The 14,737-nt window shown below is 73.4% G+C and carries 14 protein-coding genes and 1 pseudogene; 9 read left to right on the top strand and 6 right to left on the bottom strand.

Annotation, left to right across the window (positions count from 1 at the left end; all coding sequences use genetic code 11):
* The first annotated feature begins 119 nt into the window (after window positions 1-119).
* Complete coding sequence (locus AC4OXY_RS08785) at window positions 120-983, top strand: lysozyme (RefSeq protein WP_491993608.1); 864 nt, start codon at window positions 120-122, stop codon at window positions 981-983.
* A 123-nt stretch (window positions 984-1,106) separates the two neighbouring features.
* Here AC4OXY_RS08785 and AC4OXY_RS08780 read toward each other — a convergent pair whose 3' ends face one another.
* Entirely contained in the window at window positions 1,107-1,442 is a 336-nt protein-coding gene (locus tag AC4OXY_RS08780; protein WP_362822147.1) for a hypothetical protein, read from the bottom strand.
* A 502-nt stretch (window positions 1,443-1,944) separates the two neighbouring features.
* Here AC4OXY_RS08780 and AC4OXY_RS08775 point away from each other — a divergent pair.
* From AC4OXY_RS08775 to AC4OXY_RS08765, 3 genes are all read left to right on the top strand, one after another.
* Window positions 1,945-2,475 (top strand): PadR family transcriptional regulator, encoded by a 531-nt coding sequence (locus AC4OXY_RS08775; RefSeq protein WP_376288085.1) that lies wholly within the window; start codon window positions 1,945-1,947, stop codon window positions 2,473-2,475.
* 98 nt (window positions 2,476-2,573) lie between these two features.
* Window positions 2,574-3,752, top strand: a complete 1,179-nt coding sequence (locus tag AC4OXY_RS08770; protein WP_491993607.1) for a DUF2306 domain-containing protein — start codon at window positions 2,574-2,576, stop codon at window positions 3,750-3,752.
* 158 nt (window positions 3,753-3,910) lie between these two features.
* The gene (locus AC4OXY_RS08765; protein ID WP_402068538.1) at window positions 3,911-4,837 is read left to right on the top strand and encodes a hypothetical protein; all 927 of its coding nucleotides are present in this window, start codon (window positions 3,911-3,913) and stop codon (window positions 4,835-4,837) included.
* 160 nt (window positions 4,838-4,997) lie between these two features.
* Here the strand turns inward: AC4OXY_RS08765 and AC4OXY_RS08760 are convergent, their stop codons facing one another.
* The gene (locus AC4OXY_RS08760) at window positions 4,998-6,158 is read right to left on the bottom strand and encodes an FAD-dependent monooxygenase (RefSeq protein ID WP_402068539.1); all 1,161 of its coding nucleotides are present in this window, start codon (window positions 6,156-6,158) and stop codon (window positions 4,998-5,000) included.
* A gap of 105 nt (window positions 6,159-6,263) precedes the next feature.
* On the opposite strand from AC4OXY_RS08760, the gene AC4OXY_RS08755 reads away from it, so the two are divergent.
* The gene (locus AC4OXY_RS08755) at window positions 6,264-6,821 is read left to right on the top strand and encodes a TetR/AcrR family transcriptional regulator (protein WP_376288089.1); all 558 of its coding nucleotides are present in this window, start codon (window positions 6,264-6,266) and stop codon (window positions 6,819-6,821) included.
* A gap of 323 nt (window positions 6,822-7,144) precedes the next feature.
* Here AC4OXY_RS08755 and AC4OXY_RS08750 read toward each other — a convergent pair whose 3' ends face one another.
* Window positions 7,145-8,332 (bottom strand): AI-2E family transporter, encoded by a 1,188-nt coding sequence (locus AC4OXY_RS08750; RefSeq protein WP_491993606.1) that lies wholly within the window; start codon window positions 8,330-8,332, stop codon window positions 7,145-7,147.
* A gap of 583 nt (window positions 8,333-8,915) precedes the next feature.
* Between AC4OXY_RS08750 and AC4OXY_RS08745 the strand changes: the two genes are divergently transcribed.
* From AC4OXY_RS08745 to AC4OXY_RS08735, 3 genes and pseudogenes are all read left to right on the top strand, one after another.
* On the top strand, window positions 8,916-9,587 hold the full coding sequence (locus AC4OXY_RS08745) for a glycoside hydrolase family 11 protein (RefSeq protein WP_491993605.1): 672 nt from the start codon (window positions 8,916-8,918) through the stop codon (window positions 9,585-9,587).
* Window positions 9,584-10,276: pseudogene (locus tag AC4OXY_RS08740) on the top strand (polysaccharide deacetylase family protein); the annotation flags it as partial. The gene AC4OXY_RS08745 and the pseudogene AC4OXY_RS08740, both read left to right, overlap by 4 nt.
* A 365-nt stretch (window positions 10,277-10,641) precedes the next feature.
* Entirely contained in the window at window positions 10,642-10,851 is a 210-nt protein-coding gene (locus AC4OXY_RS08735; protein ID WP_356023937.1) for an antitoxin, read from the top strand.
* A gap of 16 nt (window positions 10,852-10,867) precedes the next feature.
* On the opposite strand, the gene AC4OXY_RS08730 is transcribed toward AC4OXY_RS08735, so the two are convergent.
* Window positions 10,868-11,764 (bottom strand): LysR family transcriptional regulator, encoded by an 897-nt coding sequence (locus tag AC4OXY_RS08730; RefSeq protein WP_356023939.1) that lies wholly within the window; start codon window positions 11,762-11,764, stop codon window positions 10,868-10,870.
* A gap of 78 nt (window positions 11,765-11,842) precedes the next feature.
* On the opposite strand from AC4OXY_RS08730, the gene AC4OXY_RS08725 reads away from it, so the two are divergent.
* On the top strand, window positions 11,843-12,193 hold the full coding sequence (locus AC4OXY_RS08725) for a DoxX family protein (protein WP_356023942.1): 351 nt from the start codon (window positions 11,843-11,845) through the stop codon (window positions 12,191-12,193).
* Window positions 12,194-12,202: 9 nt separating this feature from the next.
* Here AC4OXY_RS08725 and AC4OXY_RS08720 read toward each other — a convergent pair whose 3' ends face one another.
* On the bottom strand, window positions 12,203-13,417 hold the full coding sequence (locus AC4OXY_RS08720; protein WP_356023944.1) for a PP2C family protein-serine/threonine phosphatase: 1,215 nt from the start codon (window positions 13,415-13,417) through the stop codon (window positions 12,203-12,205).
* The gene (locus AC4OXY_RS08715; protein ID WP_356023946.1) at window positions 13,414-14,502 is read right to left on the bottom strand and encodes an aromatic acid exporter family protein; all 1,089 of its coding nucleotides are present in this window, start codon (window positions 14,500-14,502) and stop codon (window positions 13,414-13,416) included. The genes AC4OXY_RS08720 and AC4OXY_RS08715 overlap by 4 nt, the downstream gene beginning before the upstream one ends.
* Window positions 14,503-14,737: the final 235 nt, after the last annotated feature.

Below are 14,737 nucleotides of genomic sequence, written 5' to 3'. Positions count from 1 at the left end.
GGGCCCCCTCCGCGACCGGCCGCCGCACGACCGTCGGGCCACCCGTATGGACCAAGCAGGGCCCGGATTGGCCGTGTTGGGCGGCTTCCGGCGTGCGGGGCCGCCCGACTGCGTGTCAGATGACAGACGTGCGAACCTCCATCCTCTTCCAGCGCAGCCTGACCCGTCCGGCCCTCGCAGGGGCCCTGACCGGCCTTCTCCTCTGTGCGTCCGTCCCATCGGCGCTGTCCGCGCCGGCCCCCGACGTACCGCGTCGCGGCAGTGCGTACATGGGCATGGGCGTCCTCGCCCACGACGGCAGCACCCCCGACGCAGGCGACGGCAACGCGGACGACTCGTCGTCCGTGCCCCGCGCGACCCAGACCGAGGGGGTGGACGTCTCCAGCTATCAGGGCAACGTGGCCTGGTCCACCCTGTGGAGCGGCGGGGTCAGATGGGCGTACACCAAGGCCACCGAGGGGACGAGCTACCGGAACCCCTCCTTCACCCAGCAGTACAACGGCCCGTACAGCTCCGGCATGATCCGCGGCGCGTACCACTTCGCGACCCCGGACTCCTCCGGTGGCGCCGCTCAGGCCGACTACTTCGTCGGCCACGGCGGCGGCTGGTCCAGGGACGGCAAGACGCTGCCCGGCGCGCTCGACATCGAGTGGAACCCGTACGGCGACGACTGCTACGGCAAGTCCAAGAGCGGGATGGTCAGTTGGATCCGAGACTTCCTGAACCGGTACAAGTCCCGCACGGGTCGTTACGCCGTCATCTACACGGCGACCAACTGGTGGACCGAGTGCACCGGGAACTACGGCGGCTTCGCGGCGAACAACCCGCTGTGGATCGCCCGCTACGCCTCGTCCGCCGGGACGCTGCCGGCGGGCTGGAAGACACACACGATGTGGCAGTACACCTCGACCGGGAAGACCGTCGGGGACCGTGACCGGTTCAACGGCTCCACCGCCCGGGTGAAGGTCCTCGCGACGGGCTGAGCGTACGCCGCGCCGAACTGACCGTGTTCCTCCAGCGGTTGCCGTGGCGGAGACGGGACGGACCCATCCCCGCCACGGCGCGTCCGCTGGCCCGCGATCAGGCGGATCGGCGAATCAGGATGATCAGGAGAAGATGACCGAGCGGAGCTTGAGGCGGTCACCCAGGACCTTGCCGGGGTTCATGACGTAGTAGGTGTCGCCTTCGCAGTGCGGGTCGAGGAAGACCACGGCGGTGGCGTCCGTCCGGTTCTTCGGCGCGAAGCCGGGCTCCCCGGCCGTCCCGGGGAGGTCGAGGCACTCCCCGCTCGGCGGATCGGTCAAGGTCTCGGCGTGCCGAGCGCCGTCGAGGCCGGTGTACGAGTACTGGAAGGATCCGGTCGCCGCGAAGGCCGACGTCGGCAGGGTCACGATCAGGGCCAGGGAGCCGACGGCGCAGGCCAGGGCGGTACGAAGGCGCATGTACGCGGTCCTTTCGGGGGTGCTGACAACATGATCGTCACTGCCCCTCGCGCTGCCCGATATGCGCTCCTCATCCAGATGAGGGAATTCCCGGATCCATGCCCAACTCGGCGCGGGCAGCCCGAAGTCGAGGGCGTCGCCGTGCAGGTCTGCCCGCCATCCCGGACCGAGGCGTCTTCACGGGACTGGGCCTGCGCACCGGCGAAGACGACCACGGCGATCAGCGTGGCCAGGAGAGCGACCGCGCCGACCGCGCCCGCGGCGGCCCGACAGCCCCACAGCGCGTCCGCCTCGACGGCCTTGGCGGTGTCCAGCGTGACGCCGGTAACAGCCGAACTCCCGGTGTGCGGCGGCGAGTTCGATCTTGCTGTACTTGGTGACGCTGAGGAACGCGTCCGAAGTGCCGTCACGCGCTTGGCCGTGAGCCACCGGCTCGTCGGTCATGGCCTGCCTCCGGGGGCGTCGGTACAAGCGGACGAGCGAGGCGCGGTACGGTCGGCCCATGGCTGACCTGCGGCTGACCACCTCCTCCTTCCTGGTCCTCGGCGTCATCGACAAACTCGGCGAAGCCAGCGCCTACGACGTGAAGGTGGAGGCGGGCCGTACCGTCGCCCCGTTCTGGTCGGTACCGCATGCGCAGGTGTACGCGCAGTGCGACCGGCTGCTCGCCGCCGGACTGCTGTCCCAGGTCCGCCAGGAGAGCGGGCGGGGCCGCCGGGTGCTGGCCCTCACCGACCGCGGTCGCCGCGTCCTGCGCGACTGGCTCGACGACCCCGGCTTCGTGCCGGTCGAGGCGCGCGAGCGCGGCATCCTCAAACTCTGGTTCGGGGCCCGGCCGGAGCTGATCGCCCCCACCCAACGCGCCGAGCACGAGAAGACCTTGGGGGAGTACGAGGAACTCGCCGACAGCGTGGGCGAGTTGCTGACCTCCGGCCAGCGGGAAGCGCTGGAGTTCGGCATCCGGTACGAGCGGATGATGAGCGAGTTCTGGGAGTGGGTGCAAAGCCGCGACGAGCGCGCACCGGACCGTTGACCTCACGGGCGCACGGCCCTACCGTCGGTAACGCGCGATAGTCCAGAAGAGACGGTCCAGAAGAGACTGTCACCGGGCCGCGAGGAACAGGGGGCGCCGTGCGTTCGTGGACGAGCAGCAGCACCTGGCGCCGCGCCGCCGCGGTGGCCGTGACGGCCGTATGCCTCTGGTACGCGCCCCTCGCGATGACCGAACTGTGGTCCTACGCCCGCCCCGGCGCCCCGGCCCCGGGCGCGTGGCTGCTGGCCCACACGGTCTCGCCCCGGTACGTCGCCGACGCGTTCGCGACCCGGGTCGCCCCCTACCGGCACAGCCTCGTCCCGATGATCGTGCACTCCGTTCTCGGCGGACTGCTCATGCTCCTCGGTCCGGCGCAGCTGCTGACCGCCGCCCGCCGCCGCGTACGCCTGCACCGCGCGCTGGGTGTGCTGTTCGCCGTCACGGTCTGCGCCTCCATGGCGGGCGCCGGCCTCTACCTCGCCCGCACCCCACCCCGGGACGCCTTCAGCGGAACGGCCTTCTGGATCGTCCTCGCCACGATCCTCGTCGGCACCGTCCTGAGCGTCGCCTTCGGCATCCTCGCCGCCGTCGGCCGCCTACCCGACCTGCACCAGCGCTGGATGCTGCTCGCTTACGGGTACCTGCTGACCGCGCCCCTGCTGCGGCTGGAGTGGGGCGCCCTGCCGGCGCTGCTGCCCGGACTGCCGATGACGGAGGTCAACCGGGTGGCGATCATGCACCTCGGCTCCCTCGTCGTGTTCGGCGCGCTGCTCGCCGCCCGCGCCCGCGACCACCGGGACACCGTCGAGGGCCTCGGCCGCTCCTGGGCCCCGCTTCCCGTCACCGCCGCGGTCCACCTGGCCGGAGCGGCCGCTCTGCTCTGGCTCGCGCACGCCCTCACGTCCTACGGCACGCCCGGAAACCGGCTGCTGACCGCCTACCTGCTGCCCTACGCCGTGGCCTACACCGTGATGGCCGCAGGCGCCCGGCGCGCCGCCCGCGCGGGCCGGGACTGGGCCCGCGAGGAGTGGCGGATCCAGCTCACCGGCCTCTGCCTGGCCCCCGCGCTCTCCGCCGGAGCGGTCGCGCTCTTCCAACACAGCCTGGGACTGGGCCGGTTCACCGCGCTCACCGCGGGTGTCGCCATCGGCTGCGGGCTCACGGCCTTCGGCGCCACCGCCGTGGTGAGCCTGCGCCTGCTGTACGCCCGTGAGGTCCGCCGCCGCGCCCTGCCCGCGGCGCCGCCCGTGTCCCGGACGCCGACCGCCGTGCCGTGAAGCCGGGTCAGCCGCCCGGAACCGGCCGGCGCGCACGCGTACAGCCGTCGTCCGCCCGTCCTTCGACCCGAGCGCCAACTCCCCGGAAGACACCCGGACATCATTCCGGCAAACACCCCGGCAGTCACCCGGAAACCTCCCCGGAAACGGAATCCGTCATGGCCGAACCGACCGACCCCGCCGTACCGACGGCGACCCCCGCGCCCCCGTCCGCCCGCTCGGCTGCCGTGCCCGGCCGGCCGCTGTCGGCCGGGGTGGCGCTGCTGGCCACCGCGGTCGCGGTGATCAACCTGCTCGTCGGGGGAGTGCTCACCGTCGTCGCCCTCACCGGACATGTCCTCGGCGCCTGGCCGTCGCCGGATCCGCTCAGCCCCGGACTCCTCGGTGCCGCGATGCTGGGCACCGCGCCCGCGCTGTTCACGCTCGCCCGCGCGACGACCTGGCAGCAGGCGCGCACCCTCGTGCTGCCGCTGGTCGTCGTGCCGGCCGGTCTGTTCGCGGTCAGCCTGGTCAACGTGCGCCGGCTGTACATCGCCCACGGCGGCCCGATCATCTCCGTGTTCTTCAGTCTCGGCTGGCTGCTCACCCTCGGCCTGCTCTGCGTGGCGGCGGTGATCTGCCTGGCCGGACAGGCCTTCACCCGGTCCGGACCGGCCGCCCCGCGGACCGTGCCGCTGCCGGGCTGGGCCAAACCGGCCCTCGCCGTGCTCGGCTCCTCCTGGCTGGGCATCGGCACCGGACTGCTCGTACGGCCCGGATTCTGGGCCGACTTCGTGCCCTGGCAGACCAACCGCGTCGACGCGCAGGCCCTCGGTGTCTGGGCCCTCGCCCTCGGCGTGGGAGTCCTCGGCTCCCTCGCCGAGGACGATCTCGACCGCACCCGGCCCGCCCTGCTCTCCCTGCCCGGAACCGCACTCGCCATGGCGGTCGTCCTGGCCGTGCGCGCCGCCCACGTCGACTGGGCCTCCGGGCCCGGACTGAGCCTGATCGTCATGGTGGGCGGGCTGCTGCTGGCCGGGGCGAGCGGGCGGCTCCTGCTCAAGGGCGATGCCGGGACGCGTGAGGTGCCGGGCGGTACCGGCTGACCGTGCGCGGCCCCGGCCGTACGCCCGACGTGTGGAGCGGATCGAGATCCTCCAGCCGCTGGGGCCCCGCCGCGGTGGATCCGGCCGTCATCGCGGACCTCCATGGGGTGTGCGCCGGCACCACCGTCGACCGGCCGGACCGCGTTCCCCGGCGGCGGCCTCAGCGCTCCAGACGCGGCGGCGCCCAGTCGGCGTGCCGCAGGATCGCGCGCATCGTCGCCCCGGACGGGGCGAGCCGGAGCGCGGTGTTGCGCAGACCGACGGCGAGCGGGTGGGCGAGCCGCTGCCCCATGCGGCCCGCCTGGCGGGCCGCGCGGGCGACGGCCTGGGAGCGGGGACGGCGCTCGGCGTCGTAGCGGGCCAGTGCCGAGGGGACCGAGGTCTGTGTGGCGAGCGCGGCGGCCAGCGTCGCGGCGTCCTCCAGGGCCTGGCACGCGCCCTGGCCCAGGTTCGGCGTCATGGCGTGTGCCGCGTCACCGAGCAGCACCACCCGGCCTGCGACGAACGACCGCAACGGCGTGACCAGTTCATGGATGTCGTGGTGGAGCACGGCGTGCGGCCGGGTCGCGGCCAGCAGTGCCGGGATCGGATCGTGCCAGCCGCCGAACCGGCGGAGCAGCATGCCGAGCGGGTCGGTGTGGCGGCCGCCCGGCGGCGCGGTGAGCACCGCGTGCCACTCGGCCCGGCCGTCGGCGAGGCCGATGTGCCCGAACTCGGCTCCCTCGCCCCACGTCAGCTCGAAGTCCGTGGCGAGATCGAGGGGTTGGTCGGTGATGGCCCGCAGGACCGTCGAACCGGTGTAGACCGGGCCGGGATGCTCCGGGAACAGCAGCGCGCGCAGCCGGCTGCCCACCCCGTCGGCCGCGACGACCAGGTCCGCTTCCCACATCTCGTCCGCGACCGGCATGGCCACCCGGTCGGGGGCCGCGCGGTCCGGCGCGGACACGGTGACGCCGGTGCGCAGGCACGGGGCGGGCAGCGCCGCGCGCAGCAGCCGGTGCAGGTCGGCGCGCCGGATGCCCATGATCGGGGTGCCGAGGGCGCGTTCGAGCGCGGCGCCGTCCATCCGCGCCAGCCAGCGGCCGTCGGGGGTGCGGGTGCCCCCGGTGTACTGCGGGCGGGCCGCCGCGCGCACCGCCGTACCGACACCGAGGGCGTCCAGCGCGCGCAGTCCGTTGGCGTGCAGCGAGATCCCCGCGCCCGCGTCGGCCAGAGTGGCGGACCGCTCCGCCACCCGGACGTCCCAGCCGATCCGGTGCAACCCGATGGCTGCGGCCAGCCCGCCGATACCGCCCCCGACCACCACAGCCGTACCGCCCATGACGGACCCCTTTCGACCTCGCGTGCCGCCTGCCACTTCTACAGGTGTAGAAGACCCTACAGGCCGCCCTCTACAGATGTAGAAGCGGGGGTGTAGAAAGAGAGGGTGAGCACAGACCGACGTACCCTCCTCGCCGACACGGCCATAGCGGTGCTCGCCGACACCGGTATGCGGGGGCTGACGCACCGCGCCGTCGACCGGGCGGCGGACCTTCCGCCGGGCACCACGTCCGCCTACTTCCGCACCCGTCAGGCCCTGCTCACGGCACTGGTGCGGCGGCTGGTCGCGCTCGACCAGGCCGAGCTGGAGGAGGCGGGTGCCGGGGTGCCGGTGCTGCGCACCGCGGCCCAACTGGCCGACGGCATCGCCGCGTTGGCCGGGGCGCGGCTCACGGGGGAGGGGCGCAGGCGCTCGCTCGCGCGCTACGCGTGCGCGGTCGAGAGCGTGCACCACCCCGAGCTGCGCGAGATCCTGGTACCGCGCGAGAACCGCGGACGGCGGACGGTGTGCGACTTCCTCGCCGCACAGGGGGTGGCCGACGCCGAGGAACGTACGGTCACGCTGCTGACCTGCGTGGACGGGCTGGTCTTCGACAGGCTGGTGAACGGCGGCCGTGTCCACGCGGAGGAGATCCGCGGGCTCGTGGCCGCGGCTCTGCGCTGAGCCGGGCGGCAACACGACGGCGGCGCCGCCTCCTTGGGACGAGGAGACGGCGCCGCGCTTCTTCACACGCCTCGTGGCGTCAGACGAGCCACCCGACGAAGTGGGCGAGTCCGGCGAGGATGTCGGTGAGAAGGTTCATGGTCGTGCTGCTCCTTGCGGTGTTTCCGAAAGTGGGACCTGTGCGTCGACCACGGTCTGCAGCCCGTCGTTCGCACACCGTAAGTATGGTTGTGTCACTCCCGCCCCGGCGGTCTCCTGAGCGACGATCACCTGTTCCAGCGAACAACTGATCCCTTGTTCGGGTCACCGGTATCTCCCGTGCCTCACAGGCGAGTCGAACCGGGCGGCGGCACCGCGCGCAGCGCCCGCAGGACCGCCCAGACGACCGAGACCAGCGGGACGGCCACGACCGCGCCGATCACCCCCGCGACGATGCTCCCCGCGATGACCGACACGGCGACGACCAGCGGATGCAGCCGGACCGCCCAGCTCATCACCAGGGGATGCAGCACATGCCCCTCCAGCTGGCCGATCACCACGATCAGCGCCAGGACGGCCGCGGCCGTCAGCGGTCCGCGCCCGGCCAGCGCGACGACCGTGGCGACGGCCAGCGCCACCGGCGAGCCCACCAGCGGCACGAACGCGGCGAAGAACTCCAGCAGGGTGAGCGGCAGCGCCAGCGGCACCCGCAGGACGAGCAGCGCGATCCCGACGAGAACGGCGTTGGTGGCGGCGACGATGATGATGCCGCGCGTGTACCCGGCGAAGGCCCGCCAGGCCGCCCGACCCGCCCGGTCCCAGGCGGGTCGGGCGGCGCTCGGCAGCAGCTCGTCCCGCATCCAGCCCCACAGGTGCTCGCCGGAATGGATGAAGAACACCGAGGCGAACAGCGCGAGCGCGCCCCCGGTGACCACCTCCACCGCCCGGCTCAGCCCGCTGACGGCGTTGCTGAACAGGGTCGAGCGGTGGGTGGAGAGGTAGTGCGTCACCTGGCTCTGCAACTCGGACAGCCGGCCGGGACTCAGCCGGAACGGCGGCCGCCGCAACCACTGCTCGATCCGGTGCACACCACCCCGGAACTCGCCCGCGAGCCGCCCCGACTCGCCCGCCACCGCGTTGCCCACCAGAGCGAGCAGCGTGAGCAGGGCCAGCGTGCTGCCCACCAGCGCGACGGCGACGGCCAGCGGACGAGGCAGCACCCGGTCGAGCAGATCGGTCAGCGGGCGCAGCACCGAGGTCACGATCAGCGCGAGGAAGAGGGCCACCGCGATGAGCTCGAAGCTGCCGAGGACGCTGAAGACGCCGTAGACGACGATGGCGACCAGGATGAGCCGCCAGGCGTAGGCCGCCGCGACCCGCAGCCACGGCACCGTCCGCTCGGCCACCGGCTCCGGCCGGGAGCGCGCGGAGGCCGGCAGCCGCACCGTGAACCCGGGCCGGCTGCCCGGCACACCGCCCGCCCGCCGCCGTCCGCCCGGCCGTGCCGCCCGTCGGCCCGCATCGCCCTCCACCGCTCACGGCTCCTCTCCGTCACCTGTGCTGACGGTCGGTCACATTGAGGGAAACCGTAAGCTCCGGGTGGGGAAGCGGCTCGTGCAACGCGCCCGCGCGTGCTCAGGAGCGGGCGGCGCGGGCCCGTCGTCCGGCGAGACGGCCTCGGCGACCGTGCGGTGGTACGCCGACCAGGCCTGCACAGCCGTGCAGACCCGGCGTGCCCATGGCGCGGTCGATGTGGCACGGCAGGAGGCAAGGGGCGCCGAAACAGCGCCAGCCGGCGGCGGCCTCCGCCCGGCGCTCCGCGTGCGGCGCCTTCGGATCCGGCGGACGTGCGGCGGCGGCCAGGATGTGACCAGTCGAAGGCGAAGGTGCGCGTGACGCTCCGGTACGACAGCTCGCGCAGCCGTTGCCGCCGTGCCGTCATCGAAACATTCGAAGCCTCATGATGGCTGCTTTTGGGCATCTATGGGTCCGTGTGGGGCGAGCCACGCAGGCGAATGTTTCGAAATATGAACCGAATGTGTTGACAGGTGACATGGCCAGGCCAACACTCCCCATCACGTCACGGCCCACCGTCCCACAAGGAGGAAGTACGCCATGAACCCGCTCGACCATGCGACGAGCCGCAGGACCGCCTGCGCGCTGCTGCTCGGCACCGCGGCCGGACTGGCCCTGCCCGGCACCGCCCGTGCCGCCACGGTCATCACCACGAACCAGACCGGCACCGACAACGGCTTCTACTACTCGTTCTGGACCGACGCGCAGGGCACGGTCTCGATGACCCTGGGCTCCGGCGGCACCTACAGCACCAACTGGAGCAACACCGGCAACTTCGTGGCCGGCAAGGGCTGGAGCACCGGCGCGCGCAGGAACGTGTCCTACTCCGGCAGCTTCAACCCGTCCGGCAACGGCTACCTGTCGCTCTACGGCTGGACGTCGAACCCGCTCGTCGAGTACTACATCGTCGACAACTGGGGCACCTACCGGCCCACGGGGACGTACAAGGGCAGTGTCACCAGTGACGGGGGCACGTACGACATCTACCAGACGACGCGGTACAACGCCCCGTCCGTCGAGGGCACCAGGACCTTCAACCAGTACTGGAGCGTGCGGCAGTCGAAGCGCACCGGCGGCACCATCTCCACCGGCAACCACTTCGACGCCTGGGCCCGCGCCGGGATGACCCTCGGCAGCTTCAGGTACTACATGATCCTCGCGACCGAGGGCTACCAGAGCAGCGGCAACTCCAGCATCACGGTGTCGTCGTGAGGGCCGCGCGCCGACCCGCGTTACGTCCGCTGACGGCGACCGCCGCCGTCGCCGCGCTGGCCGCAGGTACGCTCACCGTCGCAGCCGCCGCCCCGTCGCACGCGGGCACCTGCTCCGGGTATGCCGGACTCACCTTCGACGACGGCCCGTCCGACGCACACACCCCGGCGCTGCTGGCGGCCCTCAGGCGGTACGGCCTGCGGGCCACGATGTTCAACGAGGGGCAGTACGCGGCCGCCTACCCCGCGCAGGTCCGGGCCGAGGCGGCCGCCGGGATGTGGATCGGCGACCACAGCTACACCCATCCGCATCTGACCCGGCTGAGCCAGGCGCAGACCGACTCCGAGATCTCCCGCACCCAGCAGGCGATCGCGGCGGCCGGCGGCGGTACGCCGAGGCTGTTCCGCCCGCCGTACGGCGAGACCGACGCCACGGTGCAGGCGGTGGCGGCCAAGTACGGCCTGAGACAGGTGATCTGGGACGTCGACTCGCAGGACTGGAACGGCGCGAGCGCCGACGCCGTCGTCCAGGCCGTCTCCCGGCTGACCGACGGCCAGGTGATCCTCATGCACGAGTGGCCGGCCACCACGCTCGCCGCGATCCCGCGCATCGCGCAGACCCTGGCGAGCCGTGGCCTGTGCGCGGGCATGATCTCCCCGCAGTCGGGCCGCGCCGTCGCACCCACGGGCTGACACCCCCTCCCGTCCGCACGGACCGTACGGGTCCCGGTCCCCCCTCGGGCCGGGACCCTCGCTCCGGCGGACCCGACCGGCCCGCGTCCCCGTCGGCATGGCGGCCCCGCGCCGTGCCGACGGGGCTCGTGCGTTCCCGTCGGCTGGAGTGACGCCTCCGGCGCGGCGTCGAGTCGTCCCGACGCCGTGCCCCGGCCACCCGGTTGCTTGCGACGTCGTGTCCGGCCGCGCGGTTGCCTCCGGCGCGCCGCCCCCGATGCCTCGAACGCCGTCCGCGGCCGCCTTTCCCGGCCCCGGTCGCGTGGGATCATGGTCCCGGTCTGACCGGGCGGCCGGGACATCCCGGGAGAGGGGAACGGCACATGTTCGACTTCGACGACCTGAAGAAGCTCAAGGACAAGGTCGAGGACATCGCCGAGGAGCACGGCGACAAGATCGCCGATGGTCTGGAGAAGGTCGGTGACTTCCTCGACGACCGCACCGAGGGCAAGCACAGCGACAAGATCGACACGGCCGTCGACAAGGCGCAGGGCCTCGTGGAGAAGCTGGGCGAGAACGGCAAGAAGCACTGAGCCCTCGCCGCAGTGGTCATGAGGTGCGCGCGAGATCGAGACAGCAGCGCACGAAGTCCCGTACGACCGGATTCCGGTCGTCGGCTGGCGCCCAGGCCACAGCCACCCGCGTCGGGCTCACCCCCGTGACCGGCCGGTAGACCACACCGGGGCGGGCGTAGAAGCGGGCGGCCGACTCGGGCGCGAGGGCGATGCCGTAGCCGCTCGCGATGGCGCTCAGCCAGTCGTCGGGCTGCTCGGTGACCGCGCCGATCCGGACCGGCCGGCCCTCGCGCTCGTCGGCGGCCAGCCAGTGGTCGCGCCACGCCCCGGTCTGCTCCGGAGCGGCGACGAACGGCTCGTCCCACAGCTCCCGGAAGTCGATCTCGGTGCGCCCCGCGAGCGGATGCCCGCTCGGCAGCGCCACCCAGCGCGCCTCACGGAAGAGCACCTCCACGCGCAGTGCGTCCTGGCCCGGGAACGGCAGCCGGAGCAGCGCGGCGTCCACCTCGCCGTCGGCCAGCCCCGCGCTCGGGTTGCTCCAGGACGCCTGCCGCAGCTCGGCCCGCCAGCCGGGCCGCCGCCGGGCGAACTCGGCGACGACGTCCTGCGTCGCCTCGTTGGCGGCGCTGGCCACGAACCCCACCCGCAGCACCCGCGTGGACTGCCGGCCGGTCGCCCGCGTGGCCCGCACGACGTCGTCCCAGGCGGTGAGCAACTGCGGCGTACGGCCCGCGAGTTCGTGCCCCGCGTCGGTCAGCGTCATCCCGGTGTGCGAGCGGTCGAAGAGCCGCATCCCGAGCTGGTTCTCCAACTGCCGGATCTGCTTGGTCAGCGCCGGCTGGGACACGAACACGCGCTCGGCCGCGCGCGTGAGGCTGCCCTCCTCGGCGACCGCCAGGAACGAGCGCAGCAGGCGCGTGTCGACATCCATCCCCACAGGCTAGCCATTCCCATGCGTTATAGATGCTGGTATTGGACGGCACGGCGACCGCCCGGTGAGGGTGGAGCCATGGACATCGCCGATGTGACTCTCCTCTGCGTGGCCGTGCTGGCCAACGCGGGCATCGCCGCGGCCGACGTCGCGCGGGCGCCGTTCGTGCTCGCCAACTCGGCCGAGGTCGGCGTACCGCGCAGCTGGCTGCCCGCGCTCGCCGCGCTGAAGGCCGCCGGAGCGGCCGGGCTGCTCCTCGGGCTGCTGGGGGCGCGCCCCCTGGGGATCGCGGCCGGTGCAGGTCTCGTGCTCTTCTACGTCGGGGCGGTGATCGCCCATGTCAGGGCGCGGGTGTTCCGCACCATCGCCTTCCCGGGGCTGTTCCTCGCCCTGGCCGCAGGCGCCCTGGCGGTGTCGGCGGGCCGCTGACCGGCGCGGTCACGGCAGGCGCTCCAGGGCCACCAGGGCCGCGTCGTCGCCGAGGTCGCCTGCGACGTGGTGCAGCAGGTCACGGCGGAGAGCGGCCACCATCGCCTCCAGCGGCCGGCCCGCGTGCGCGCGCACCCGGGCGGCCAGGTCGTGGAAGCGGCCCCGGCGGTCGCGGCCCTCGATGAAGCCGTCGGTGTACAGGACGAGACGGTCGCCCGGGCCGAACGGCACGTCCTGCGCGGCGAGTCGGGTGTCCAGCAGATCGCCGAGCCCGAGCGGCGTTCCCGGCTGTTCCGGCTCGCAGGGGTGCACCTCGCCCCCGCGGACGACGTAGGGCTCGGGGTGGCCGCAGTGCACGATGCGGGCCACGGCCTCGCCGGGCGGGAACTCCACCAGCAGCGCCGTCGCGAACCGCTCGGTGAACAGAGCGCCCGGCTCGTGGCCGGCGGACGGTTCCGGGCCCGGTGCGCCGTCCAGCGCGGCGATGTGGCGGCGGGCCCGGGCGTCCAGTTGCTCCGCCGCCCGCGTCAACGACGGCTCGCGGTAGGCCAGTTCACGGAACGCGCTGAGCAGGGTCGAGGTGGCGCCGACGGCCGGCAGCCCCTTGCCCCGCACGTCGCCGATCAGGACCCGGGTGCCGTACGGGGTGCGCAGGGCCTCGTAGAAGTCGCCGCCGATCCGGGCCTCCGACTCGGCCGGCAGATACACCCCGGACAGGGCGAGCGAGTCGATCCGGCGGGGGAGCGGATGCATCAGGGCGCGCTGCGCGGTCTCGGCGACGGAGCGCACCTGGCGCAACTGCCGCTCCCGGCGCTGCCGCAGTGAGCACGCGGCCAGCGAGCTGAGTCCGACGACGAACAGACTGGCGAGGGTGACGTCCGCGTCCGGATGTCCGAGGCTGCCCGCCTCCCACTGGAGCAGCACCGTGACCACGAGCACGGCGCACGCGAGCACCGCCGTGGCCCGCCGGGAGAGCAGCACGGCCGCCAGCACGGGGACCGCCGCGAGGACGGGCGCGATGTGCAGCCAGTCCGGGGTGAGCAGATCGATGACGGTGACGACCGCCAGGAGCAGCACGGGTACGGGGACGAGGAGCCCGCGCGGGCGGAACCGGCGGGGCCAGGGCGGCGCGGCGGCCCGGGGCGGGCGCTGCACGTCCGCTCCGGTGGCGGTTTCCCGCAGGTCGGCGGGGTGATCGGTGGTGTGGTCGGTGGGATGGGTCATCGTCGTGGTGTGTGCCGTAGCGGGTGGAGGGTCCGGGGGGACCGGGCGGCGGGGGCGGGCGCCGGTGCGGACAGGGAGGTCAGGGCCGACTCCAGGGGCCGCAGGAGGCGCTGGTCCGTGTCCGCCGCGGGCGGGTGGTCGCGGGCGGGGCTGCCGAGCCGGGCGAGGGCGTGCCGGGCGGCGGGCAGCGCGGGGTGCGGCCGGCCGCCCCGGCAGGAGTAGGCGCACAGGGCGGTCGTCCGCAGCAGGCGTGCGTACGGCCGCGAGAAGCCGCGGTCGTCGGCCGCGGCGGACTCCGTGTCGAGGAGCCGGCCCGTCGTCGTCACCTGCCCGGCGACGCCGGTGAGCGTGCCCAGCACCCGGTCGTCCAGGTGCCAGCGGCGGCGCCGGGCGGTCGGCCGGAGGTTCCAGCGCATGCTCTCGTGCGCTTCGTCCACGGCGGTGCGGGCCCGGCCGAGTGCCGTGTCGAGGTCGTCCTCCCAGGACGGCCCGAGCACGGTCCGCGGCCGTTCGCGCCGTACGACCGCGTCGGCCAGGCCGTCGAGGTGCCGGGCGACCAGCAGCCGCAGGTCCTCCAGCGCCCGCTCGGCGGACCGTACGCGTACGGCGGGGAAGAGCAGCGCGCTGCATCCCAGGCCGAAGGCGATGCCGAGCGCGATCTCCGCGAGATGGGTGACCAGCTCGCCGGGGTGGCGGCCGTGCACCAGGGCGAACGTGAGCACGGCGGTCGTCGGGACGTGCACGCCGTGGTGGCCGAGGAACCCGTGCCGGGCCAGCAGCGCGGAGGCGAGGACGACGAGTGCCAGTCCGGCCATGCCGGGCCCGGCGTACAGCGCTCCGGGTACCGCCACGAGGACGCCGAGCAGGCATCCGGCGGCGTAGCGCCCGGCGGCGCCGACCGTCGCCACCACCGTCGTCTCGACCACGAGCAGGGCCGCGACGGCGCCCGCGTAGGGGGCGGACACGTGCAGCAGCGTCACACAGGTCTGCCAGGTCAGCCCGGCCGCGACGGTCGCCCGCGCGGCCTCGGCGGCACCGGCCCGGCGGATCCGGGAGAGGAGGGCGGACAGCTGCGCGCGGTGCATGGCGGGTCCATCTCCTTCTGGTCTCGGGTGGTGGCAGGGGGCTCTGCCGGAGGCCTGCCCGGCCGTCCAGGATAAGCGGATGAATGGGGCATACCGCAAATAAGGATTATGTAGGGATCCTGATTCAAGCCTCAACGAAATGGCCGGTGTTCGTGGCCGACGCGGCCCGCGCGGATCCCCTGCGGCGGCCCGTCCATGACCGGGGAATCCCGCCCGCTCGCCCCAAACTTGTCTG

Source organism: Streptomyces sp. HUAS MG56 (assembly GCF_058673395.1).
Note: the sequence above shows the minus strand (reverse complement) of the source record. Positions and strands in the feature narration are given on the sequence as shown.